Origin of the sequence: Bradyrhizobium erythrophlei (assembly GCF_900129425.1) — a bacterium.
GTDB classification, from domain to species: domain Bacteria; phylum Pseudomonadota; class Alphaproteobacteria; order Rhizobiales; family Xanthobacteraceae; genus Bradyrhizobium; species Bradyrhizobium erythrophlei_C.
The window spans coordinates 9,027,218-9,051,144 of record NZ_LT670817.1; the positions used below are offsets into that span (position 1 = coordinate 9,027,218).

Annotated in this window: 19 protein-coding genes; 7 read left to right on the top strand and 12 right to left on the bottom strand. The window is 64.0% G+C overall.

The genetic code is table 11. The annotated features are described in order from the left end of the window. Positions 1 to 102 precede the first annotated feature (102 nt). The 4 genes from B5527_RS42925 to B5527_RS42940 form a co-directional block, all read right to left on the bottom strand. Entirely contained in the window at positions 103 to 942 is an 840-nt protein-coding gene (locus tag B5527_RS42925; protein ID WP_079606891.1) for an LssY C-terminal domain-containing protein, read from the bottom strand. Between the two features lie 52 nt (positions 943 to 994). Continuing rightward, positions 995 to 1,720, bottom strand: coding sequence for a thermonuclease family protein (locus B5527_RS42930; protein ID WP_079606892.1), 726 nt, complete (start codon positions 1,718 to 1,720; stop codon positions 995 to 997). A gap of 125 nt (positions 1,721 to 1,845) precedes the next feature. Beyond that, positions 1,846 to 3,066, bottom strand: a complete 1,221-nt coding sequence (locus B5527_RS42935; RefSeq protein ID WP_245332352.1) for an integrase core domain-containing protein — start codon at positions 3,064 to 3,066, stop codon at positions 1,846 to 1,848. A gap of 362 nt (positions 3,067 to 3,428) precedes the next feature. Further along, complete coding sequence (locus B5527_RS42940; RefSeq protein ID WP_079606894.1) at positions 3,429 to 5,165, bottom strand: hypothetical protein; 1,737 nt, start codon at positions 5,163 to 5,165, stop codon at positions 3,429 to 3,431. A gap of 416 nt (positions 5,166 to 5,581) precedes the next feature. Here B5527_RS42940 and B5527_RS42945 point away from each other — a divergent pair, with 416 nt between their 5' ends. Continuing rightward, the gene (locus B5527_RS42945; protein ID WP_079606895.1) at positions 5,582 to 6,439 is read left to right on the top strand and encodes a caspase family protein; all 858 of its coding nucleotides are present in this window, start codon (positions 5,582 to 5,584) and stop codon (positions 6,437 to 6,439) included. A 416-nt stretch (positions 6,440 to 6,855) separates the two neighbouring features. Here the strand turns inward: B5527_RS42945 and B5527_RS42950 are convergent, their stop codons facing one another. The 3 genes from B5527_RS42950 to B5527_RS42965 form a co-directional block, all read right to left on the bottom strand. Beyond that, a complete protein-coding gene (locus B5527_RS42950) occupies positions 6,856 to 7,752 on the bottom strand; it encodes an efflux RND transporter periplasmic adaptor subunit (RefSeq protein ID WP_079606896.1) in 897 nt (298 codons plus the stop codon). A 362-nt stretch (positions 7,753 to 8,114) separates the two neighbouring features. Continuing rightward, a complete protein-coding gene (locus B5527_RS42960; RefSeq protein WP_079606898.1) occupies positions 8,115 to 8,846 on the bottom strand; it encodes a hypothetical protein in 732 nt (243 codons plus the stop codon). A 1,130-nt stretch (positions 8,847 to 9,976) separates the two neighbouring features. Beyond that, positions 9,977 to 11,935, bottom strand: a complete 1,959-nt coding sequence (locus B5527_RS42965) for an AsmA family protein (protein WP_079606899.1) — start codon at positions 11,933 to 11,935, stop codon at positions 9,977 to 9,979. Between the two features lie 212 nt (positions 11,936 to 12,147). Here B5527_RS42965 and B5527_RS42970 point away from each other — a divergent pair, with 212 nt between their 5' ends. Further along, positions 12,148 to 12,822: a Crp/Fnr family transcriptional regulator gene (locus B5527_RS42970; protein ID WP_079607932.1), complete on the top strand. Its 675-nt coding sequence runs from the start codon at positions 12,148 to 12,150 to the stop codon at positions 12,820 to 12,822. A gap of 120 nt (positions 12,823 to 12,942) precedes the next feature. Next, positions 12,943 to 13,236, top strand: coding sequence for a GYD domain-containing protein (locus tag B5527_RS42975; protein WP_079607933.1), 294 nt, complete (start codon positions 12,943 to 12,945; stop codon positions 13,234 to 13,236). A gap of 79 nt (positions 13,237 to 13,315) precedes the next feature. Here B5527_RS42975 and B5527_RS42980 read toward each other — a convergent pair whose 3' ends face one another. From B5527_RS42980 to B5527_RS42995, 4 genes are all read right to left on the bottom strand, one after another. Next, positions 13,316 to 16,462: an efflux RND transporter permease subunit gene (locus B5527_RS42980; protein WP_079606900.1), complete on the bottom strand. Its 3,147-nt coding sequence runs from the start codon at positions 16,460 to 16,462 to the stop codon at positions 13,316 to 13,318. Next, positions 16,462 to 17,379, bottom strand: coding sequence for an efflux RND transporter periplasmic adaptor subunit (locus tag B5527_RS42985; protein WP_079606901.1), 918 nt, complete (start codon positions 17,377 to 17,379; stop codon positions 16,462 to 16,464). The genes B5527_RS42980 and B5527_RS42985 overlap by 1 nt, the downstream gene beginning before the upstream one ends. Positions 17,380 to 17,655: 276 nt before the next feature. Further along, positions 17,656 to 18,324 (bottom strand): OmpA family protein, encoded by a 669-nt coding sequence (locus B5527_RS42990; RefSeq protein ID WP_079606902.1) that lies wholly within the window; start codon positions 18,322 to 18,324, stop codon positions 17,656 to 17,658. A gap of 144 nt (positions 18,325 to 18,468) precedes the next feature. Then, positions 18,469 to 19,896 carry a caspase family protein gene (locus B5527_RS42995; RefSeq protein ID WP_079606903.1) on the bottom strand — a complete coding sequence of 476 codons (1,428 nt, stop codon included), beginning with the start codon at positions 19,894 to 19,896 and terminating at the stop codon, positions 18,469 to 18,471. A gap of 236 nt (positions 19,897 to 20,132) precedes the next feature. Here B5527_RS42995 and B5527_RS43000 point away from each other — a divergent pair, with 236 nt between their 5' ends. Together B5527_RS43000 and B5527_RS43005 are read left to right on the top strand one after the other, a co-directional pair. Continuing rightward, a complete protein-coding gene (locus B5527_RS43000) occupies positions 20,133 to 20,945 on the top strand; it encodes an N-acyl homoserine lactonase family protein (RefSeq protein ID WP_079606904.1) in 813 nt (270 codons plus the stop codon). Then, positions 20,942 to 21,286 (top strand): RidA family protein, encoded by a 345-nt coding sequence (locus B5527_RS43005; RefSeq protein WP_245332451.1) that lies wholly within the window; start codon positions 20,942 to 20,944, stop codon positions 21,284 to 21,286. The genes B5527_RS43000 and B5527_RS43005 overlap by 4 nt, the downstream gene beginning before the upstream one ends. Before the next feature lie 126 nt (positions 21,287 to 21,412). On the opposite strand, the gene B5527_RS43010 is transcribed toward B5527_RS43005, so the two are convergent. Then, complete coding sequence (locus tag B5527_RS43010; RefSeq protein WP_079607935.1) at positions 21,413 to 21,928, bottom strand: MarR family winged helix-turn-helix transcriptional regulator; 516 nt, start codon at positions 21,926 to 21,928, stop codon at positions 21,413 to 21,415. A 133-nt stretch (positions 21,929 to 22,061) separates the two neighbouring features. Between B5527_RS43010 and B5527_RS43015 the strand changes: the two genes are divergently transcribed. Both B5527_RS43015 and B5527_RS43020 read left to right on the top strand, forming a co-directional pair. Next, a complete protein-coding gene (locus B5527_RS43015) occupies positions 22,062 to 23,678 on the top strand; it encodes an FAD-dependent oxidoreductase (RefSeq protein ID WP_079606905.1) in 1,617 nt (538 codons plus the stop codon). A gap of 10 nt (positions 23,679 to 23,688) precedes the next feature. Beyond that, positions 23,689 to 23,913: a DUF2783 domain-containing protein gene (locus tag B5527_RS43020; protein WP_079606906.1), complete on the top strand. Its 225-nt coding sequence runs from the start codon at positions 23,689 to 23,691 to the stop codon at positions 23,911 to 23,913. Positions 23,914 to 23,927: the final 14 nt, after the last annotated feature.

The following is a 23,927-nucleotide window of genomic DNA, read 5'->3' on the forward strand; positions in this document are numbered from 1 at the left end:
GCCGTTGGCATCGAACCCGGAATCTCGAGATTCCCCGATGTGCAATTGCACATCTGAGGTCTGGTCCTTTCGGACCATCCCGGAATGACGGCATGCGCCGGCCTATTTCCTCAGCGCCTCGGCGATTTCCTGCCAGATCTGATCCTTGACCTCGGTCGCGGGCGGACTGGGGAGTACGTCGGCCGGAGTTGTCCGCTTTTGGCACGCCTCGACCAGCCGCAGAATCCACACCTCGCCGTCGGTGTAATAGAGATCGCCGCCGCCATTGCGCCCCGCCACCGTCGGTCCGATGCCGGTCACCTGGTATTTGGCCTCCACCATTCCGGCGGCCTCGAGGTCGGCGGCGAACTGTTTTCGTTCGGCGTCGATATCGGCATCGATATGGTGGGTGATGGCGCCGGTATAGCGGCTGACGCCGACGCTGCGGTCGAAGGTCGCGGCGCCGAGCCAGACCGGCCGTTTTTCCTCGCCCTCGTCGAGCGCCTGCCAGAACCGGACGTGATGGCGCTGATCGGCGCTGCGGCCATCAGGCTTTTCGAACGCGAGATCCTCGCGGCGGCCGCGATAATAGAGATTGCTGACCGGCGCGTCGCGATAGGGACGGTCCAGCACCACGCTGCCGACGATTTCGATCGAGGAGCGAAGCGTCACCGGATCGGCGGGATACCAGCCGGCGGCGTGCATGGCGCACAGCACGTCCCTTTTGTCGCCGACCATGCCGACATTGATCGGATCGCCGGGAATGCCCTGCGCGGTGTAGGTCAGCATCGGCAGCGTCGCGAGGCCCTTCTGGTGTTCGTAATGGCTCCACAATGCCGGCAGCAGCAGATAGGCGCCGGCGGTGTAGATGCCGACGACCAACAGCGTCAGCAGCAAAAACCGCTCCAGCCGCGAACGATCGCGCGGCGGCGCGGAGTGCAGTTGTTCTCCAAGGTCGGCCACGACGCCCCATGCTCACAGATTCACTGGCGAAGTTAGCACATCGAAAAAGCGGCTATCGTCTGGTCTCGCGGCAGCCGGCCGCTTCGGCCTCGTCGACCGAGCAGAACCAGCGCGTGCCCTTGCTGATCTGCATCTTGATCTGCGCGTACCAGCGGCTGGTCGGCTTGTGATAGATGCATTCGCCCGAACTATTGACGTTGCCCTTGATGGTGCAGTCGGGTGAGGGCGCGACCGGTCCCGACGCCGATGCCAGCAGGATGGCGTGGGCGTTCTCGGGCGGCTTGGCGAAACCGAGAATGACGGTCTTCTTGTTGCGGATGCGCCAGTCCCACGGCGCGATGAAGGCGCCCTGCCACATCCCGGCCTTGGCCTCGCGCGCGGCTTTTTCGTCGGCATCGTAGTCGTGGGAGAACCGCACATAGGACAGCGCCCAGCCGTTCTTCACCATCCATTTCTGGATGTCCTCGCCGTCGACCTCGCAGCGCGCCACCGCGCGGCCGCGGCGATCGGTGCGGATGACGTGGCAGGTCCAGGGCTTGTTGTCGGCGTGCTTGATCAGTTCGTCGCGCGCGGCGACGCCGCAGGTCCAGCGCTCGCCCTTGGTGTTGAGGCAAAGCTGATCCACCGACGGCGCGTCGATGCCGCCGAGCCGGATACGGCTGTTGCCGATCTGGACGGTGTCGCCCTCGCGGACCTTGGCGATGCCGGTGATGTCGGCGGCTTGTGCAATGGCCGGCATCAGAAGCGCCAATAGCGCCAGCAGGAATTTCATGAACATGAGAAAGCGGCCGCATTCAATGTGAGGTAGTATCATCATGCCGAGGGATTGTGGTGCGGATTGGGCCACAGCGCCAGCGCTTTGGCGCGGCGCCCGCTTTCAACTTAACGCGATGCCGATAAGGTTCAACCGGCATGATTGTCGACACTTTGGACCGGCATGATCCCCGACAGTTTGGGTTGAGCGGCCTGTTCACCCGGGTCGCGGAGCCGCTCACGAAGCGGAGCGAACCGGGTGAACAGGCCGCGGCGATCGATGAGGCCGATGTCCAGATCGCAGAAGCGCACGATGTGGTCACCGGTCTGGAGCTCAGCAACGCCAACAAGTTCATCCACCAGCGCTTCACCGATGAATACAAACTCGCCTTTCCATTTGATCTCGCCGTTGCCGCGGACGCGACGGACCTGATGATCGGCGTCGTACCAGGGATCTTCCGCGCGCGGCGGCATGGTGCGCGGGGAGCGGCTGTAGAACTCTGCCGGCGGCCGTTGGTCCAGCGCTTCGTGCGGACGTTCCTCGTTGTAATGCTTTCGGAACATGTCAAAGCGGGCCTGCTGCTCGGGTGCGTTGCTGGCTGGCGGGACCGAGGTCTGTGCCTTCAGCGTGCGGTGCATGCGCTCGTGTCGGCCATTCTCCTGCGGCGAGGCGGGATGGATGAAGTGCGGTGTGATGCCGAGCTTCATCCACCAGGCCGACAGCCGGGTGAGACCGCCCGGGCCACGCGAGCCGAACGGCGAACCATTGTCGCAGCGGATCGCAAGCGGCAGGCCATGCTCACGGAAAGCCCGTTCAAAACAGGGGCGAACGCCCTCAATAGTGGGGGCGACAATGCGGAGTTCGATCAGAAAACGGCTGTGACTGTCTGCTACCGTCAAGGGATCGATCCGCCGCTGGTCGCGGGTGCGAAACCAGCCCTTGAAGTCCGTACTCCACTCATCATTGGCGCTCGTCACCGGCGTGCAGGGCCGCCGCTGGTCGAGCGGGCGACGGCGCCGCTTCACCGGCGAGACCAAGCCTGCGCGCTTGAGAATGTCCCCGATCGTCGAGGCGGCAGGCCAGGCGATCTCGGGGGCATCCCGATCAAGCACCGCCAACAGCTTGCGCGGCCCCAGATACGGAAATCGCCGCCGCGCCGCGATCACCTTCTCTGCAATCGCACCGTTCGTGGTCTGCCAACACTGCAAGGGCGCATGCGAGCGGTCCTGAAACCAGGCCGGATCGCCGCTCTCTTTCCGCTTGCGCCATTCGTAAAACGTGTCGCGGCAAATCCCGTAGCGCCGGCACACCTCCGATACGCTCCAGTTCCCGCTCTCGTACTCCAAAAACATCCGAATACGCTCTTCCATCCGACCGGTCTCACTAAATGGCATCGAAGGGTCCTCCCTCCGGCGCATTCTGAAACCTGTCGGGAATCATCCCGGTCTAAAATGTCGGGAATCTATCCGGTCCGTACCTAACTTTTGCTTCTCCCGTCCCCCCCCCCCCCCCCCGCGAAGCGGTGGGGTCGAGACGAGCGAAGCTCGCTTTTAGGGGTCGGGGGTGGGGGTGGTGCGGCATATACTGAAGCAGATATTCCCGCTGACAGACCCCCCACCCCCGACCCCTCCCCGCCACTCGCTGCGCTCGCGGGAGGAGGGGAGTGGCGCTGGATGTCTCCAGTCTCACGGCAGCGGCGGTGAGCTCTCGGGTAAAGGAAACGCAGCCGTTGCTACGTCCCCATCCCTCGCGTCATCGCCCTTCGCGCCAGGGCGAGGCCCATCAGCACGAAGGCGGAGGTGACTTCGGGACCGCCGACCAAAATCCGCGTCGGGGTCTTCATCTTGTTCCATTCATAGGCCTTGAACGGTCCGCGGCGGCCGCCTTCGCCGGTCTGGCTGACGATGCAATGCAGCGCCGGCGTGAAGCTCGCGACGGGCGCGCCGAGATGGCCGAGCGCGATCAGCGCCAGCGCGGCGTCAAACACGTTCATCTCGCCGGTGATCAATTCGTCCTGCACATAGGCCAGCACCCGCGTGCGGATCAGGCCGAACGCGCCGTCGGGGTCGATCGCCTGCTGCGCCGCTATCGGCAGTGCGATGAACGCGGCGTAGCAGCGGCCGAAATAGGCGCAGTACAATTCCGGCAGATAATAGATGTGCGAGCGGGGAAGGCTGAACGCGCCGCTGAGCACCAGCCGCTTCTGAAAGCCGATGATGCGATGCACGGTGTCGAGCCGCTGCGGCGTCTCGATGATCTTCCATCGCACCAGGTTGCGGAAACTGACCTCGAGGATATCGAGGTTGAGCGTCGGATCGAGGTCGTTGCCGAACGGGCGCTCGCCGCCGAGGTTGTCGATCCAGGTGGCGACGCCGCCTTCGTAGTCGATGTTGTCGTTGAGCGGCACCGTCACCAGCGGCTCGTTGACGCCGCCGCGGACCTGGTAGCCGGCGTAGAAATCCAGCAGCGGCTGCTCGAGGATCGGATCGTCGGAGCCGGCCTGGGTCGCCGCCGAAAACGCGCAGGCCGTGGTGTCGCAATCCGGCACGTAGACGCCGAAGCCGAGGTCCTGCTTGATCTGGGCAAAGAAGCGCGAAAACCTGGGATGCGGCAGCGGCGCCAGCGCGGTGACCACGTGCACCGCCGAGCCGTCCTGCGCGCGCACCTCTTCGCGGCTGGTGACCAGGCAAAACTCGACCATCTCCGCGATGGCGCGGCGCGATGTCGCGGCCTGGTCCGGCGAGGCCAGCCCGGTTTCGATGAATCCCAGCAGCGCCTCGGTGAAGAACGCGTCGTAATAGGCCGAGCGATGCCGGATCTGCATCGGCTCCCACATCGGCTCGGCGATCCCCTTCCAGGGCGGATTGATCAGCGCGCGGGCCGGCGAGCGCGCGATGAACACCCGCGCCAGGCTGAACAGCAAAGTCGAGTTCTTGTAGCCGCGCGAATTCAGCCCGGTCAGCGCCATCAAGAGTTCGCGGCCGCCCATGTCGGCGTCGCCGATCAAATTGAACGCGGCATAGGTCGGGATGAAGCCGTTGTCGCCGAACGCGCGCAACAGATGCGAACCGCAGCGGCGGATCACGGCTTCGATCTCGGCCGGCTCAGGCGGCCGCGCGGGCGCTTCACCCGGCTTCGGCTGCGGATGCGACAGCTCGATCGTATCCACGAGATCCGCCACCGGCTGGCCGATCGCGGCCCAGTCGGGAGCCTCGTCGTCGCGCGCATGAATCAGCGCCTCGCGCAGGCGTTCCAGCCGCGACGCGTCGTTGAGCTCGGCGAGCCCGGTCCGGCGCAGCAGCGGGCGCAGCGCCGGATTGCCGAGCGCGGTCCGATAAAACTTGGCCAGATGCTGGTCGCCGCCATGGTGCCTGCGCAGCAGGGGATCGCAGACCTCGTACAGCGACGGGCCGTCCTTGCGGGCCGTCAGCGCGCTACAGGCGGCGCCGGCAAAATACTGAAACCCCATGAAATGTCTTTCCGCGCGACGGGATCGCGCGTTCCCCCGGCGGCCAGAACCGCGCCCCCGCGGCGGCCGCCCGCTCCCCCATAACCAGCAAGTGCTTGAAAAACTACACGGATAGCCGGGAAATACAAATGGGACGGGGATCACGGCGGCGGCGAAAGGAAATAAAGGGAACAATCGGGGCGCTGGCGGCTGGGCCAACTGTCCCTAACTACTAAAGAAATCATGAATCCGGCCTGCGGGGCGCCATTCGCCAAACCGGGTTGCCGGACGGACGCCGGCGGGTTAAGGCTTCCTTTGTTGCGATGCCGCAATTTGAGCATAATTGAACGACAAACCACCGGGGCCCCCCAAAACCCTAAGTAGCGTAGGCGCGACTAATGTCCGCGTCGTTGACAGTGAACCAGGATTGACCTTCGATGAATGTCAGGCAGTTCAGTATCTCCCGCCGCCCGATCGCCGTCGCTGCGGTTCTTATCGGCATGGTGTCGCTGGCGATCGGCGCCCATGCGGCGCTGAACAAGCGATCGCTCGATGCCGCCAGGGCGGTCGCGACCGCGCAGACCGCCGATGCAAGCAAGCCGGCCTCGCGGATCGCGCTGGTGATCGGTAACGGCCATTATCCCGACGCCAACGCGCCGCTCGGCCAGCCGATCAACGATGCCCGCGCGCTGACGGTGGCGCTGCGCCATCACGGCTTCGACGTCGATGTGATCGAGGACGCCAGCCGGGACGACATCACCCGCGCGGTCGCCCGGCTGAAAGACAAGCTGCGGCCGGATTCCGTGGTGATGCTGTTCTTCGGCGGCTACGGCATCCAGGCCGGCGGCGAGAGCTACATGATCCCGGTCGACGCCGCCATCTGGAAGGAAGCCGACGTGCGGCGCGAGGGCGTCAGCATTGAATCCGTGCTCGACGTGATGAAGGAGCAGGGCGCCTGCGCCAAGCTCGTCATCATCGACGCCTCCAGGCGCAACCCCTATGAGCGCCGCTTCCGCGCCTTCTCCCATGGCCTCGCCCCGATCACCGCGCCCGACAACGCGCTGATCCTGACCTCGGCGACGCCGGGCAAGGTCGCCGACGATTCCAGCGGCGCGACCAGCGTGCTGGTGACCGAGCTGCTGAACAACGTCAAAGAGCAGGCAGCGATCGAAGCTGTCTTCAACAAGACCCGCACCGCCATCTCCCGCGCCTCCGACGGCGAGCAGGTCCCCACCGTCTCCTCCTCGCTCTTGGAAGACGTCCGCTTCGGCACCGACGAAAAGGCCGGCGGGTAGGCCACCCGATAGTTTTGAGATTGCCCGGCGCCACTTGTTCAGTGCCACCTCTCCCCTTGTGGGAGAGGTCGGATTGCATCGTCAGATGCAATCCGGGTGAGGGGTTACGGACTATCGATAGACCTGAACCCCTCTCCCCAACCCTCCCCCACAAGGGGGGAGGGAGCTCACTGCCGTTGCCGCGCGGGGAGCGTTTCACCAGTCCCTGGACAAGCGCGCTGCAGACTACGCTCTGCACATCCACTCCCGCGCTCTCTCGCTTCCGCACCCCGCGCTCTCTCGCTCCCTCCCCCCTTGTGGGGTCGAGACGAGCGAAGCTCGCTCTCTAGGGTCGGGGAGGGGGGTAGCCGCGGGCGACGCTCTCGCGATTGGCCGCGCAGCTCGCCGCAATTCACCTCGCAGCAAACCGCCCCCCGCTACTTCGGCTCCGCGCTCGCCGTCACCGGCCGCACCGGATCGCCTTCGCGCAGCAGCGCGCCGGCGCGGGCGACCACGACGTCGCCTTCGACCAGGCCGTCGCGGATTTCGATCTGGCCGCCGGACATCAGCCCGACCTCGACCCGCCGCGTCTCGACCCGGTGCCGCCGCACCACCTGGACCACGGTGCCGGCGGTGCCGTAGAGCACCGCGGTGAGCGGCACCGCGATGTTGCAGCTTTGCCCGGTCTTGATCATCGCGCGCCCCGACGAATTCACCAGCAGGCGCCGGTTGGTCGTCACGCCGATGATGACCTGGCCGAGCTGGCTGTTGGGCTCGACCGTCGGCGCGATCCGGCGCACCGTGCCGTCGACTTCGCCGGCGCCGACGATCCTGATCCGTGCCGGCTGGTTGACCGCGAGTTTCGGCAGGTCCTCGGTCGGCACCAGCCCGATCAGGTCGAATTCGCTGCGCGCGATGATGGAAAACAGCGCCTCGCCCTTGGCCGAGGCCATCGCGCCGAGCACGGCCGAGGAGGAGGCGATCAGCCCGGCCACCGGCGCCTGCACCTGCACCGTGCCGCCTTCTGGCAGCGTCAGCCGGGCCAGCGTCTGCCCGGCCGTAACGGTGTCGCCGGCATCGGCCAGGATTTCCGCGACCTTGAGGCCCGGCCGCTCCGGCCGCACCATGGTCTCTTCCCGCGCCATGACGATGCCGGAAACCTCGGCGATCGCCGCAAAGCACGCCTTCGCCGCCGTCAGCACCGTGACCGTCGCGCCCTTCGGCGCATCGGCCTCGTCGGCGGCGAGCGCGGGGGAGCAGGCGAGGCAGAGCAGGGCTGCGGTGAGGGGGGCGAGCAGGCTTCGCGAGGGGCCGAGCGGGGGGAGAAGGGGCATCGGAAGTCCTGAGCGGGTGATGCGGGTATGGATAGCAGAAGGGGGGCTGGAGAACCAAGCGGCTTCCGTACGTTTAGGTCACCTCTCCGCTTGTGGGAGAGGATCGGTGTCAGGGAGAGCAGCAAAGATCAGGTTTGCGGGTACAGCGACATCGTCTATCAGCCATTTGAAGTCGGTTTCACTGTCAAGTCTGTCGCCCGCCTCTTGTAAGACTGTTCGACTCTCATTTAATCCATCGGATGCTGCTTTTGAGCGGAGATATGTGCTGGACTTGATGCTTGTGAATCCATGGCTTTTGATAAGCGTATTCGCTACACCCGATTTCCCAACTGCTACTGGGCCACTGAGCAAAAGCAGAAGCTTCATTTTGGCTTTAGCCTATCGAATTCGAGACCATTGCCACGCCAATCCGGATCACTTTCTGCTTTCTGTATAAAGTCGATCACTGCACCAACGTGCGTATTGTCACGTGGATATGGCCCCGGCGGCTTCTCCCCTGTCACTCTCCATTTACACTTAAGAGAACTCAGCATCCGTCTTGCGATGCTTGCATCTTCGTCTGAAAAACAGGAGACGAATGTTTCGTCCGGCAAGTTAAAATCGCCATGCACGAGGACTTCGATCATAGTATTTTCGTGAAGGTGTTTCTGAAGCATCGCGGACTTATCAGCATCAGTGCGGGCAATCGGAATCTGATGCCCTGCGTAATAGCGGCCGTTCGTTCTGGATTCCGGGAAACCCTCTTTGCCGCCGCGCCGCAATTGACGCGTCATTGCTACGTTGAACCGGCACAAGCTGAACGGCACAGCGTCTATTTCGGATGCGGGAATGTTAATCGCGATATGGGGAAAGCCTGCCGCCAGCTTTGCCCGCAAAATGCGTGGTCGGGCGTCGATCGTAAGATGTGAGTAACTGCCGAAGCCTCGGGCTATGTCCTGTCCGTGCGACATAGATCTTAGATGGCGGGTGGTAAAGCCAGCTTTGTGAAGGGACGGCTTGCTCAATATCGACCGCGACCTCGCAATGAAGATCAAGTAATGGAGCGGTGCGTAGTGATGAACGGTCTCGATTCGGTGATCGGCAAGTACAGGCATTCTTCCTCCCTAACGGTGGTAGCATGGTAACGCTAATGCACGCAAGCGTTGGGTAGCCGCCGCCCGCCACCCAGGTATTGATTTTACCAAGCGGTATTGCATGTGGCGGCGTCATGCATTTTGCCCGCCCTACTCTTGCGGGCTGCTTCGACCTCAGGCCCGATCATGCCGCAGACCTCCGGCTGACCGCGATCTGGCTCTTTTATCGTCTTCCGATTTTCCGAAATTCCTCTTGACCGAATCAGTACCCCTGGAATATATCCACGCCGTCCCACCCCTCAGAGGGGCGTATCCGGATCGTCAGAGACGCGGGGTGGGATGCGGTGGACGCGGCAGCGTTAGGCACGCACGTGATGGCAGGGCGGACTTCGGTCTGTGAGCGATCGGCGGCGGGCTGACGAACGGCGCTGATGCGGACAGTGAAGTCGTGTGGTCCTGACGCCTCGACGCCGGCGTCAAGTTTGCGGTGGCATGTCGGCCCGACCGGGCGCGGACACGCGTTGATCCGCAGATGACGGTGACAAGAAAGCCGATCACCGGGGAGAGCGCGATATAAACTGTTAAAACCATTGCGTGCGGGAATGTCGGGTGATTTCCGATGGCTCGCTGTGAATACTCGTGTGCATACTTACTACCCTAGCGCACACGAGGCTGCGGGTGCATCGGGCGCCCGGCATTCCCCACGCCCTCTGATCTCTTCAGGGGCGGAACGTTCCCAGCATGACTCGGGCCTGCGCCGCGAGATCGCGGAGGTGTGCCTGGATTGGCGTCATTGCGAGGAGCGATAGCGACAAAGCAATCCAGCTTTCTTTGTTGCTGCTCCATGGATTGCTTCGCTGGCGCTCGCAATGACGGGTGCTGCAGCGGCTGTTTGAAAATCCGTCGCCATTCGCTCGGTGCCACCTCTCCCCTTGCGGGAGAGGTCGGATCGCATCGCCAGATGCGATCCGGGTGAGGGGTTACGGACTATCGATAGAGGTTCAACCGGCATGATTGTCGACACTTTGGACCGGCATGATCCCCGACAGTTTGGGTTGAGCGGCTTGTTCACCCCGGCCGCCGGAGCCCTCACGAGGCGGAGCGAACCGGGTGAACAGGCCGTGCCGGTTGACGTGCGCGTCAGCCGGCGTTCACCGATTAAACAGCTGCCGCAGCAGGTCGTTCATTGGCTGACTGTCCTGCGATGGCGGCGGGGGCGGGTCGCTTTGCGGCGCGGGCGGTGGGTTAGGCTGGGTCTGCGACGGAAGGCTGCGGCTCTGTCCAAGACCCTGCTGCAGCAAGTTGCCCAGGGTCTCGCCGAGCGTGCCGCCGAGCGGTTGATCGGACTGCCCGCCACCGCCGAACAGGCCCTTGCCCATTTCCTTGAGCTTGGCGTAGGCGGCGTCGGGATTGTCCGTTATCCCGGCGATATCCGGATAGATCCGCGGATCGGCCCACGGGCCGTCGATCATCACGGGGATGCCGAGCCCGACCGGATCGGACGAGCGGCCCTGGCCTTCCGTGGTCATCACGAGCTTCGGCTCGACCTGGAACGCCAGCGTCTGCGCGGCCAGATCCACCGTGCCGGTCCCGGTCACCCGCACCAGCGGTCCGACCAGGTTGAGATCGCTGGTCGTGGCCTGGCCCTTGTCGATCCGGAACGAGGCCGACAACTGGGTCAGGTCGGTCGCCTGCTCCTTGGCCTCCGGCCATCCCGACAGGGGGCTCGCAGCCAGCGAGCGGATCATCTGCACGACGTTGAGGCCGCGGATGGCGCCGTCCTTGAACACCGCGAATACGGTGCCGGACAGGTTCGACATGACAGCGCGCTGGCTGGAGCCCGCCGAACGCACCGCCAGTTTCGCCTGCAGCTTGCCGTCGAGCTTGTCGAAATCGGCGACGCTGCGCAGCAGCGGCAGCGCGCGCACCCCGATGAGGTCACTGGTCAGCGCATAGGTCGGGTTGCCGCCGGACACATCGACGATCAACTGGCCGTTGGCCTGGCCGCCATAGGCGCCGAGATTGGAGAATGCGATCCGGGCGACGCCTTGGGCCAGCGCCGAGTCGATCGCGACCGGCGCCAGATGCGCCTCGCCGATGTTGAGTTCGGCCGCGGAAACCCTGGCCTGGACGTCGACATAGTTCAGTCCCCTCAGGTCGATGGTTTCGTTGCTCCAGGGATGCGGCTCCGATGAAGCCTGTGTATTCGGCGAACCCTGCGAACCCTGCGCGCCGGAACCGGCCGGCGTCTGGGCGGTCGCGACGTCGAGCCGCTGGAAGTCGAGATCGAGTTTCACCAGCGGCTTGCTGGCGAGATCGACCGAGGCCCAGCCGTTGAACGCGCCGTCGCCGAACGTCCCGGTCACGCCGTTGATCATCACCGCCGTGCCGTTGAGCCGGGCCTCGGCCTTGGCCGTCAGCGGCGCCTGCAGCAGGCCGGCGGCCTCGAGCGTAAGTTCGACCGGTATGTTCTGCCGCTCCACCGGCGGAGCCGGCGCGGTCGCCTTGATCTGGAATTTCAGCGGATGCTCGCCGGCGCGCGCACTGCCGTTGACCTTGATGTCGCGGTCGGCGCCGACAGACGCGACGGCGTTGATGCCGTCGATGCGGGTGTCGAAGCGGTCGCGCAGGTTGGAAAATTCGATCGCGCCGTCGGTGACGGTCACCCGATCGATCGCGAGCGCATGGGCGCCGGACTCGCCGGCGGACGTCGGCGGCCTGGGAGATGATGGCGTGGGCTCCCGAACGCGTTCGCGCAGCAGCGGCACCGACAGCACCGGGCGCGCGATCGCAAGTTCAGTGATCTGCGGATGGCCCGACCACACGCTGGACAACGTCATGTCGGCCCGGACGCTGCCGACCGTCACGCGGCTGGACGTATCGCGGTCCTTCGGCGCTTCGAGCGTGACGTCGTTCAGCGTCACGTTCAGCGACGGCCAAAGGCCGATCCTGGTCGCGCCGGCAATGTTCAACTGGTACCCGGTCTCGCGCTCGACGCGCTCCCGGATCGCCGAAGTCAGGAAGCCGGAGGGGATCCCGATGATCAGGAGCAGGGCTGCGATAACGATGACGGCAGCGACGGCGGCGCCGGCGATTTTCAGTGCTCTCATGACGACTTTCCAAAGCGGGCACGCGGCATCAGGCCAGGTCGGGCGCTCAAGGCAGCGGCCTTTGCTTGAGCTTATCCCGGAAGCGGAAACGGCTCAAAGCCGCCCGCATCATCCAGGGGTGCTGCAAAGTTATGTGACTTATGACACACTTCGAAGGCGGCCTGAATTTTGCGAACCGCTCCTTTGACGAATTAGCTCTGGAAGGCATTGCAATGAGCAAAGCGGCCGAATTTGCGGTCATTCTGAAGATGAATCCGATGTTCGCCGACCTGGGAACCGACGAACTGGCGCGGATCTCCGGCCTTTGCCACACCGAGCATCTCGGCTCGGGCGAGCTGTTGTTCCAGAAAGGCGATGCCGGCGACGCCCTGTTCGGGGTCCGCCGCGGCCAGATCCGGATCGAGACCGGCGCCTCCGACGGCAGCCGCCTGACCCTGAATTTCATGGGTCCCGGCGATCTCTTTGGCGAGGTCGCGGTGCTCGACGGCCAGAGATGCACCGCCGATGCCACCGCCGGCGAGCCCACCGAATTGTTCGTGCTGCGGCGCGAGGATTTTCTGGGCCATCTCGAACGCGAGCCGAAGGTCGCGATCAAGATCATCCAGCTATTGTGCCAGCGGATCCGCTGCCAGAGCGAACGGATGGAGGAATCCGTGCTGCAGCCGCTGCCGGTTCGGCTGGCGCGACGGCTCTGCGCGCTGGCATCCGATTTCGGCTCGGAAGTTCGCATCTCGCAGGAGCAGCTCGGCGTCTTCGTCGGCGCCGCCCGCGAAAGCGTCAACCGTCAGCTGCAGCTCTGGCGCAGGGACGGCATTCTGGACCTTCAGCGCGGCCGGATTTTGCTCCTGAACACGAACCGGCTGACGGCGGTGGCGCGGAACGAGTAGGGGCAGAGGCGCCATCCATGTCGGGGACAATTATGATACAAATCACTGCTGCATGCTGCGGCAAGCAGCGCGACTTCCTCATGTCAGGGTTGCACAGGGTCCTAACCAGGGAGGATGACCATGGTAACTTATGTCGTGCTTGCGAATTTCACCGACCAGGGAATCCGCAATGCCAAGGATTCTCCGAAGCGGGCAGATGCCTTCAAGCAAATGGCGAAGACGTTTGGAGTGACCGTGAAAGAAATCTTCTGGACGCAGGGAAGGTATGACATCGTGACAATCCTCGAAGCGCCGGACGAGGCTTCCGCCCTGTCGCTTAACCTGAGCCTTGGCGCGCTCGGCAACGTCCGCACCGAATCGTTGCGAGCTTTCTCGGCAGCGGAGATGGCGACGGCTGTCGGCAAGATGATCTGACAACGGCTGACGCCGGCGATTACTGGATCATCCGCTTTCGCGGAGGATGACAGCAGTGAATGTGTGAGAGCCCCACCCCTCACTCCGCCGCGGGCGAACGCACGATGGTCGGCGGTGGCGGTTTGTGATCGGCGGAATGATCGGCCGGCGGGTGCTCGGTATCGCCGCTTTGGGCCAACAGCTTCTTGCCGAAGCGCCAGAACAGCGTGCCGATGTCGTCCATCATCATGAACATCGCCGGCACGAACACCAGCGACAAGACCGTGGAGAACAACAGTCCGCCGATCACGGCGAGTGCCATCGGCGAGCGGAATTCGCCGCCGGCGCCGAACGCCAGCGCCGAGGGCATCATGCCGGCGACCATCGCGATCGTGGTCATGACGATGGGACGGGCGCGCTTCATGCCGGCGTCGATGATCGCCGCGTCGCGCGCCACGCCTTCGCGCATCGATTCCACCGCGAACTCCACCAGCATGATGGCGTTCTTGGTGACGATGCCCATCAGCATCAGGATGCCGATCCACACCGGCGTCGTCAGCTGCTTGCCGGTCAGCAGCAGCGCCATGATCGCGCCGCCGATCGAGAGCGGCAGCGAGAACAGGATGGTGATCGGCTGCAGGAAGGTACCGAACAGCAGCACCAGCACCGCATAGACCATCATCAGCCCGGCGGTGATCGCGGTGGCAAAGCCCTCCGACAATTCGTTGAGGCTTTCGGCATCGCCCGACGGGCTCACCTTCACGCCTTTGGGCAGGGTTTTCATGACCGGCAGGTCGTAGATCTTCTTGGTGGCGTCGCCGAGCGCTGCGGTGCCGACGAGGTCGGCCGCGACGGTGGCCTGACGTTCCCGATCATAACGGTTGATGCTGGTCGGGCCCTGATCGAGCTTGATGTCGGCGACGACCGACAGCGGCACGCCGCCCTTCTCGCCACGCACGCCGAGCGGCACCCGCAACTGCTCGAGCAGGGGCAGGTCACCGCGCGCGGAGTCCTCGAGCTGCACCCGGATCGGCACCAGCCGGTCGCCGGCGTCGAATTTTGCCAGCGCCGGACCGACGTCGCCGATCGTGGCCACACGGATCGTCTGTGACAGGCTTTCGGTGGAAACGCCAAGCCGGGCGGCGAGATCGGCCCGTGGCTGGATCCGCAATTCGGGCCGGTCCAGCGAGGTTTCGGAAATAACATCCGAGATCAGCGGAATCCGCTTCATCTGGTTGGCGAGTTCGCTGGCGACGTTGGCGACGATGTTGCTGTCCGCGCCCGTTACCACCAGCGACACCGCGCGCAAACCGTTTTCGTCGAGGAACCAGTAGCGGATATCAGGGACGTTTTCGAGCTCGCGGCCGATCTCGAGTTCGAGTTCGCGCTGCGTGATCTTGCGCTGGGTTTTCGGGGTGTAGTTGATGATCAGCGCGGCGCGGCGCACCTCGAACGTGCCCGGCGGCACCCGGCCGCCGTCGACGAACACGCTCTCGACTTCGGGCCGCTTGCGCAGCCGCGCGACGATTTCCTCGGTCACCTTCTCGGTATAGGCGAGCTGGGATCCCGGCGGCAGTTCCATCGCCAGCAGTGAGCGCGCCGTATCCTGTGCCGGCAGGAAGCCCTGCGGCAACAGCGTGATGCTCCAGATCGAGGCGGCGAAGATGCCGAAGCCGATCAGCACGGTGATGAAGTGATGTCGGACCGACCAGGTCACGAGCCGGGTGTAGGCGTGGAATGCGCGTCCCGGCGACGGATCGTCATGTTCGTGATGCTTCAGGAAATAGGCGGCCAGCATCGGCGTGACGAAACGCGCGGCCAGCAGCGAGAAGAACACCTGCACCGAAACCGTGATGCCGAACTGCTTGAAGAATTGCCCGGCGATCCCCGACATGAAGCTTGCCGGGGCGAAGATCGCGATGATGGTCAGCGAGATCGCGATCACGGCGAGGCCGATTTCGTCGGCGGCCTCCAGCGCGGCGCGATAGGGCGACTTGCCCATCCGCATATGGCGCACGATGTTCTCGATCTCGACGATGGCGTCGTCGACAAGAATACCGGTCGACAGCGTGATCGCGAGGAAGCTGACCAGGTTCAGCGAGAATCCCAAAATGTCCATCGCCCAGAACGCCGGGAAGATCGACAGCGGCAGCGAGATCGCGGCGATCATGGTCGCCCTGATATCGCGCAGGAACAACAGCACAATGATGACGGCGAGAATGGCGCCTTCGAACAGGGTCGAGATCGCGGCCTCGTAATTGCCTTTTGTAAACTCCACCGAGGTGTCGATCAGTTTCAGGTCGACGTCGGGATAGGCGATTTTCAGCGCGTCGATGCGCTTCTGCACGGCGGCCGCGACCACGACGTCGCTGGCGCCTTTGGAACGCTTGATACCGAGCGCCACCACCGGTTCGCCATTGAAGCGCGCAAACGTCCGGCGGTCGGCGATGGTGTCGGTGACGGTGCCGAGATCGTCGAGCCGCACCTCGCCGCCGCCGAACAGCGGGATCATGGTTCCCGCCAGATCGTTTAGCGTCTTGGCGCCGGCCAGGGTCCGGATCGCCTGATCGTTCTTGCCGATTTCGGCCCGGCCGCCGGCGAGGTCGACATTGGTGCCGCGCAGGCTTTGGCTGACATTGACCGCGGTCAGGCCCGCGGCCTGCAGCCGGTCGGGGTCGAGCGAGACCAGAATCTCGCGCTCGACACCGCCGATACGCTCGACCTGGGCGACGTTGCGCACGCCCTGCAAAGCGCGTTTGACGACGTCGTCGACGAAATAGGACAGCTGTTCGGGAGTCTTGCCGGGCGAGATCGCGGCATAGGTGACGATCGGCAGGCCGATGACGTCGACGCGCTGGATCAGCGGCTCGGTGACATTTTGCGGCAGGTTTGAGCGCACGCGGGTAACGGCGTCCTTGACGTCGTTCAGCGCGCGGTCGGTGTTGGTCTCAAGCGCGAACTGGATCGTCGTCAGCGACAGCCCGTCGGTGATCGACGATGAAATGTGCCGCACGCCCTCGACGCCCGACACGCCGTCTTCGATCGTCTTGGTGACCTGCGATTCAAGTTCGGCCGGGGCGGCGCCGAATTGCGAGACCGCGACCGAGATCACGGGGATGTCGGCGCTGGGCAGTCGCGTCACCGCCAGCTTGGTGAAGCTGACCCAGCCCAGCACCAGCAGGATGATCGAAAATACGATGGAGGGCAGTGGATTTCGGATCGACCATGCCGAGATATTCAGAGCCATCAGCGTACCCGCGTTCGATCGAGGTCCTCGGCGAACGTGGTCTTGATCTGGTCGCCGTCATGCAGCGAGGAGCCAGCGTCGGCCACGACGGTTTCGCCGACGTCGAGGCCTTCAAGAATTTCCGTCGAGGTGTCGGACACCAGCCCGACCTTTACCTTCCGCGTCTCAACCGTATTCCCTTTGACCACCTGGACCGTCAGATGGTCAATGGCGGTGCGCGGAATCGCCACGCCGCAACTGCGCTTGGCGTCGATATTGGCGCGGGCGAACATGCCGACCTTGAGCGAGGGGTTATTGGTGAGCGTGATCCTGACATGGCCGAGCTGGGTGGTGCGATCGATCTGCGGTGAGATCAGCCGCACGCGCCCCACCAGATCCGGCGCATTGTCCCGGCTGATCCGCACCGTGGCGCCTGGATTGAGCTTCAGCACGTGGACGGCGGGCACTTCCGCATCCAGCTCGATTTCGTTATTGACGGAAATGCGGAACATCGGCCCGGCCTGCGGCGAGGCCGGTGCGCCCACCACGGTCCTGACCTCGGTGACGAGGCCCGCGGCCGGCGCGCGCAACGACACCGGCCCCGGCGACGATCTTCCGGGCTGCGCCGGCGGCGCCGTCAGCCGGGCCAGTTCCTGATTGTCGGTGACCATGTCGCCTTCGCGGACCAAGACATCGGTAACCTTGGAGCCCTCCTGGTCAACCCCGACCACCGCCTCCCGGCGCGGCACGATAAATCCGGTGACCCGCACCAGGTCGGAGAAACAGGCATTGGTGGCTTTGGTCACGACGACCAGGGCGGTGCTCGGCGTTTCCTTTTCCTCGACGCGCGGACGATGCTCAATCCAATACCATCCGCTCCCCAGCACGGCCACGAAGACCACCGCTAACGCAGGCTTGAGGTATTCGGAGAGGTTCATCGCCGGATCAATCCAGGGCTAGCGTCGGGTGGAACGTTGAGGCGTCATTGCGAGCGAAGCGAGGCAATCCAGACGGCGTCATTCCGGGATGGTGCGCTAGCACCAGACCCGGAATCTCGAGATTCCGGGTTCGATCCTTCGCGTCGCCCCGGAATGACTAAAGTCCGGATAGCTTCGTCACGTCGCTCCCCGCGATGACGAGAAAACGTCCCGCAGGGGTGCGGGACGCAGTGTAGCGGCAAAACTCTCAGCGCCACAACCGGTACACTTCACCGTTCACTTCGACGCGGTGGCCTTGTTCGCCATGTTGACGACCTGCACGCGGCGGTTGACTTCCGCCATCGGATTGCTGGGGTCCTTGAGCTTGCTCTTGCCGTATCCGACGGTCACGAGGTCGGTGCCGGCAATGCCGAATTTGTCGGTCAGATAACGCTTGATCGAGTCGGCGCGGCGCTCGGAGAGGTCCTGGTTGTAAGCCTCGCCGCCGGCGGCGTCGGTATGACCGGCGACGATGAAGGTCGAGCCCTTCAGATCGGGATTGGTCAGCGCGCGGCCCAGCGCCTGGACCGCGGGCAGCGATTTCGCGCTGATGTCGGCCGAATTGTAATCGAAGGTGATTTCCAGGTCGATATTCGGCTTGTCCTTGGCGATCGTGGCGATCTCTTCGCGCTCGGTGACCGAGAGCGAACGCGTGGTCCGGTTGCGGATGGTCTGAACGAAACGGCCCTCGGCCGCGGTGGCCGCCGGATTGGTCTCGGTCTGCGGGACCACCGACAGGCCCCGCGTCAGGGGCTTCTTGGCCGGAGGCGCTAGCGCCTTGACGATCTGATCCTCGGTGACGTCATCGGCGGCGACCGCTTTGGCCATGCCAAAGGAAAGTGCGGCGCCGATGGTCAGAAGCGAAACGATCGCGGCAAGACCTCTCCTTCCAGAAATTTTCGACATTGCCAGTCCCTCCTGCGCTGCCCGCGCAATTCCAATGGATTTTGCAAACAAGCCGCCGACAAAATGGTCGCGGCGCCCTACTCGTAGGTATCTGGCGCCGGCTCGGGGGTTCAGGCCGCCGCCCGCCTTCACCCCAAATTACCGTCAATGCACCCCGTAATCGGCGAATTCCTTGACAATATTCGGATCCATGGCCTTGGCATTGGATATATCCAATTCGCCCTCTGAAATTGAGCCGTTGCGCTGCTTGGCAAGGCCGCGCCCGTACAGCGACGAGGTCAATCTCGGATTGATCCTGAGCGCGGCGTCAAAATCGGCGATCGCGTTTTTTGCGAGCCCGCTCTTCAGGTTAACCAGGCCACGGCTGTCCAGCGCGTCGACGAAATTGGGGCGCAGCCGCAGCGCCTCGTTGCAATCCTTCAAGGCCGCCTGCAGATCGCCAATGACCGCGCGCGCCCAGCAGCGGTTGTTGAAGGCTTCGACGTCCTTGGGGTTCAGCCTGATCGAGTCGTCGAAATCCCGGATCGCGAGGCTGTACGCCCCCTTGCTGGCATAGACCTGTCCGCGCCGATAAAGCGCGTTGGCGTCGTCGGGATTGTCGGCAAGCTTGGCGGTCAGTGTTTTGATGGTCGGGTCATCGGCGAGCACTACCGCTGTCGATCCGTCGTTGTTGTCGGCGGGCTTTTCAACGGGAGCAGCGGGGACGTCGACCGGCTTTAGTGGTGGAGGGTTGTAGCGCGGCGGCGGCGGAAGCACGGGGTCGGGGATCGGCTGAACCGGCTGCGGCAGCGTCGCCACCGCCGGACCGGGCGGCCGCCCCGTCGCGCCGGGGATAAAGGAAAAGTCCTCGGCCAGGGAGGAGGAAATCCACGGCACCTGCTCGCTGCGGGAGGCGCGGGTGACGCCGACGCGGGTCCGATTCAGCGTCTCCTCGGCCATCAGATCGGGAACGCGGATTTCCTTGAGCAGCTCCTGCACGAACAGGCTGTGATCGCCGCCATTGTCGGAGACGACCGAACTCAGCGCCGCCGAATACATCACCAGCGTTCCGTTCGGCGCAATCACCGGGGCGAGGCCGGCGGAAAAACTTCGGAACCGGCGCTCGAACGGATTGCGCCTGGACGCATCGATCAGCGCAATCTTGACGCCAGCGCCGCGGTTGTTGATTTCGCCCAGCACGGTTTCCAGGCTTATGCCGTCGCGGCGCACATCCGGTTCGGTCCAGATCTGGGCATCGACCGGGATCATGTAGCTCTGGCGGGAGGACTGAACGCCAAACCCGCTGAAGAAAATCAGCGCGACCGAGCCGGGCTTGATGCGGCCATAAAGCTTGTCGAAGGCGCGACGCATCGCCTCGCCGGTCAGATTTTCTCCGACCTCGACGCTGAAGCCGTAGCGCTTGAGCTCATCGGCGACGTCGCGGGCGTCGTTGATGGGTTCCTTGAGCGGCGCATCGGCGTCGGGATATTTGGCGTTGCCGATCACCAGCGCATACCGTTCCGTTGCGAAGGACGGAGCAATCGGCGCGACCGACAAAATCAATCCCACCAGCAATGCGAGGCGAATTCTCATGAAATAGCGGTCCAACCGACAAGGCGCCGACACCAGCTCGCGCCTCGGCGACCTTACTCTACGCAAACCGCATTATCAAACCGGGCTCGCAAGCCCTGTCAACTGTTCGAAAGGCCGCCACCGATCCCGTCAATTAACCGTTCCATCGCCCGGCGCTAACCGCGAAGTTTGACCTTTCGACATGATGATGGCTTGGTGCGGAGATCGGCTGATCGCAACCAACAAAAGTGGAACCGATGGGAAACGCCTACGAAATCTACGCGCTGCGCTATGCGACGATGTCGCCGCGCACACCCCACCTCAACTATCTCGTGCCGGATCCGCATGAGACCACCGGTGCGGACCTCGACTATTTCGTCTGGCTGATCAGAGGCGGCGGCCGCGAGATTCTGGTCGATACCGGCTTCAACGCCGCCGAGGCACAGTTGCGAAATCGCAAGCTCACGCTCAATCCGGTTGAGGCGCTGGCGCGGTTTGGGGTTAGGGCCGACGACCTCAAGGACGTCGTCGTCACCCATCTGCATTACGACCACGCCGGCAATCTCGATCTGTTTCCGAACGCGCGATTTCATCTGCAGGACCGCGAGATGAGCTTTGCGACCGGGCGCTGCATGTGCTTCGGGGCGCTGCGCCATCCGTTTTCGGTCGAGCATGTGACGCTGATGGTCCGCCATGTCTTCAGCGAGCGCGTCACGTTTCACTCGGGGGATGGCGAAGTCGCGCCCGGCGTGACGCTGCATCGGGTCGGTGGCCATTCCGACGGCCTGCAGGTGGTGCGGGTCGAGACCGCGCGCGGGCCGGTGGTGCTGGCATCCGATGCCGCGCATTACTACGGCAATCTGCACCGTCGCAGTCCGTTTCCGATCGTCTACAACATCGGCGACATGTGCGTGGGCTGGGAAACCGTCGAGCGGCTCGCAGGCCACCCCGACCGCATCATCCCCGGTCACGATCCTGTTGTCAGCGAGATCTATCCGCGCGCCAGCGACAAGGTCGATGCCTTTGCCCTGCATTTGCCGCCGTCGCGCTCGTTCGCGGGCAAGCCGTGATCAGCCGCTTTCCCGGACTTACGCCGACCCGCAGCCGCGCGGTCGTTCACGACGGCCTTGTGTTCACAGTGGCGGTCGCGCCCGATCCGGTTACCTCCTCGATGTACGAGCAGACCGCAAAGGCTCTCGCCCGCATCGACGAAAGCCTCGCGCTGTGCGGCTCGGACAAGAGCAGGATCCTCTCGGCCATCGTCTACGTCACCGACATCAAGCGGAAAGACGAGATGAACCGCGCCTGGGATGAATGGGTCGATGCCAGCAATCCGCCGATGCGGGCCTGCATCGGCGTCGATCTTGAACCGCCGCATATTGTGGAGATCGTGGTGACGGCTGCGCAGTGAGCGATGGTGCTTGCCCTCATCCTGAGGAGCGGCGTCTTCGCCGCGTCTCGAAGGATGGCGACATAAACGCTGCTCATGGTTCGAGACGCGCGCAAGAGCGCGCTCCTCACCATGAGGGAGCACGTGTCAATACGCCTCCGTCTTGCTCGCCTCCTCGCTGGTCTGCACCAGATCGAGACCTTTCTCGATCTTGCCGAGCAAGCGCTCAAAATCCTTGCGCTCCTGCGCGGAGAGGCAGGACAGGATGTCCTGCTCCTTGCGCTTCAGGAGCGGGATCAGTTCGTGGTACAGCGCCTTGCCCTTCCGCGTCATGCGCAGCGCGAACTCGCGGCGGTCGTCTTCATTCTCGACGCGTTCGACCAGTTGCCGCGTCATCAACGCGGTGACGGCGCGGCTGATGGTGGATTTGTGGGTCCGGGTGCAATGCGCAATGTATTGGGCGCTGCACGCATCGTCGCGGAAGCCTAGTGTCGCCAGCACCCGCCATTCCGGAATGTCCAGTCCATAGCGCGCGTGATATTCGGTCGACAGCGCGGCCGAAACCTCGGCCGCCAGCCGATTCAGCCGGAACGGCACAAATCGGAACAGGTCGAGCGTGGGGCTTCCTTTGGACGCGTTTTCCTGGCGCGAACCGGCATCCACTTCGCTTGAAAACGCTTTTGGCAAAAACCGCTCCAATGGGAGTTGACGTGGAAACGCCGGAGGCGTTTAGATAGTTGCAGATGCGACTATCTTAAGCCGGGCGCCGTCCCTTGGCCAGAGCAACGTTAAGCGCATGACGCAGCAGTCCAGAGCCCAGTTCGGTTATCGCCGCCACGTCGACCAGGACCGGGCCGGCGCCAATACGGCTGAACACCCTGTTGTGGTGGTCGGCGCCGGGCCGGTCGGGTTGTCGCTTGCGATTGATCTGGCGCAGCGCGGTCAGCCCGTGGTGCTGCTCGACGATGCCGACCGGATCGGCGAGGGTTCGCGCGCGATCTGCTTTTCCAAGCGCTCGCTGGAATACTGGGACCGGCTCGGCGTCGGCGGCCGCATGGTCGACAAGGGCGTGGTGTGGAGCGTCGGCAAGATCTTTCACGGCGCCTCGCAGCTTTATCAATTCAATCTGTTGCCGGAGCAGGGCCACAAGCGGCCCGCCTTCATCAACCTCCAGCAATTCTACGCCGAAGCCTATCTCGTCGATCGCGTCCAGGAGCTTGCCGCGATCGATTTGCGCTGGCGCAATAGGGTGTGCGGGCTGGAACAACGTAACGACCATGTGGTGCTGACGGTGGAGACGCCGGACGGCCCCTATCGGCTGCGCGCGAACTATGTCGTCGCCTGCGACGGCGCGCGGTCGTCGTTGCGGCAAATGGTCGGCGCGGAATTTGCCGGGAAGGTGTTCGAGGATCAATTCCTGATTGCCGACGTCCGGATGACCGCGGAATTTCCGACCGAGCGCTGGTTCTGGTTCGACCCGCCGTTTCACACGGGACGTTCGGCACTGTTGCACAAGCAGCCGGACGACATCTGGCGGATCGACCTGCAACTCAACCCCGACGCGGATCCCGCGGTGGAGAAGGCGCCCGAGAATGTGCGGCCACGGATCGCGCGCATGCTCGGGCACGAGAAATTCGAGTTCGAATGGATCTCGCTGTACAAATTCCAGTGCCGGCGGATGGAGAGATTCATCCACGGCCGCGTGATCTTTGCCGGTGACGCCGCGCATCAGGTCTCGCCGTTCGGCGCGCGCGGCGCCAATTCCGGGCTGGAGGACGCCGAGAACCTGGCCTGGAAACTGGACCGCGTGCTGCGGAAGAGTTCGCCGGAAATCCTGCTCGAGAGCTATCACAGCGAGCGCAGTGCGGCGGCCGACGAGAACATCCGGGAGTCGACCCGCTCGACCGATTTCATGGCGCCGACCTCTCGCCAGGAAGCGCGCTTGCGAAGGGCGGTACTGTCGTTGGCGCGGGAGACCGAATTCGGCAAGCGCATGATCAATGGCGGACGGCTCTCGGTGCCCTCGGTCTATGATTCGCCGCTATCGACCGAGGATGGCGATGCGTGGCGCAGTGGGCCGCGGCCTGGCGCTTCCATCCCCGACGCGCCGGTCGGTGGGAGCAGCGGCAAGCTGGCGTTTCTGACCGAAGCCTTCATCCAAACGGGCACGCGGTTCACGCTGCTCGAGTTCAGCAACGGCGCAGCGGTTGATTTGCCTGATGGCGTCGGCGTGATCCGCATTGGCGGCGATGACGGGCTTTCCGATCCCACGGGGTTGCTCGGGGCACGTTACGATGCCGAGCCCGGCACCGCCTATCTGTTGCGGCCCGACGGTTACGTCGCCGCGCGCTTCCGTCACCCGACCCGTGCTGCGCTGGACGCCGCGCTGGTGCGTGCCGCCGGCATCAACTGAGGCTTAGATCATGGCATTGTCGACCAGTTCGAATTTCGCCAGGCCCGACGACGCATTTCGCGCGGTCGTCGAGGCGCACCGCGGATTGACCGACGAACAGAGCGCCGATCTCGATACGGCGCTGGTTCTGATCCTTGCCAACCACATCGGCGATCTCGTCGTGCTGCGCGAAGCGATTGCGCTGGCGCAACGCCGCATGGTCGAGGCGAGCCAGCAGCAACAACAGCAACAATAATCGTATGAACATGG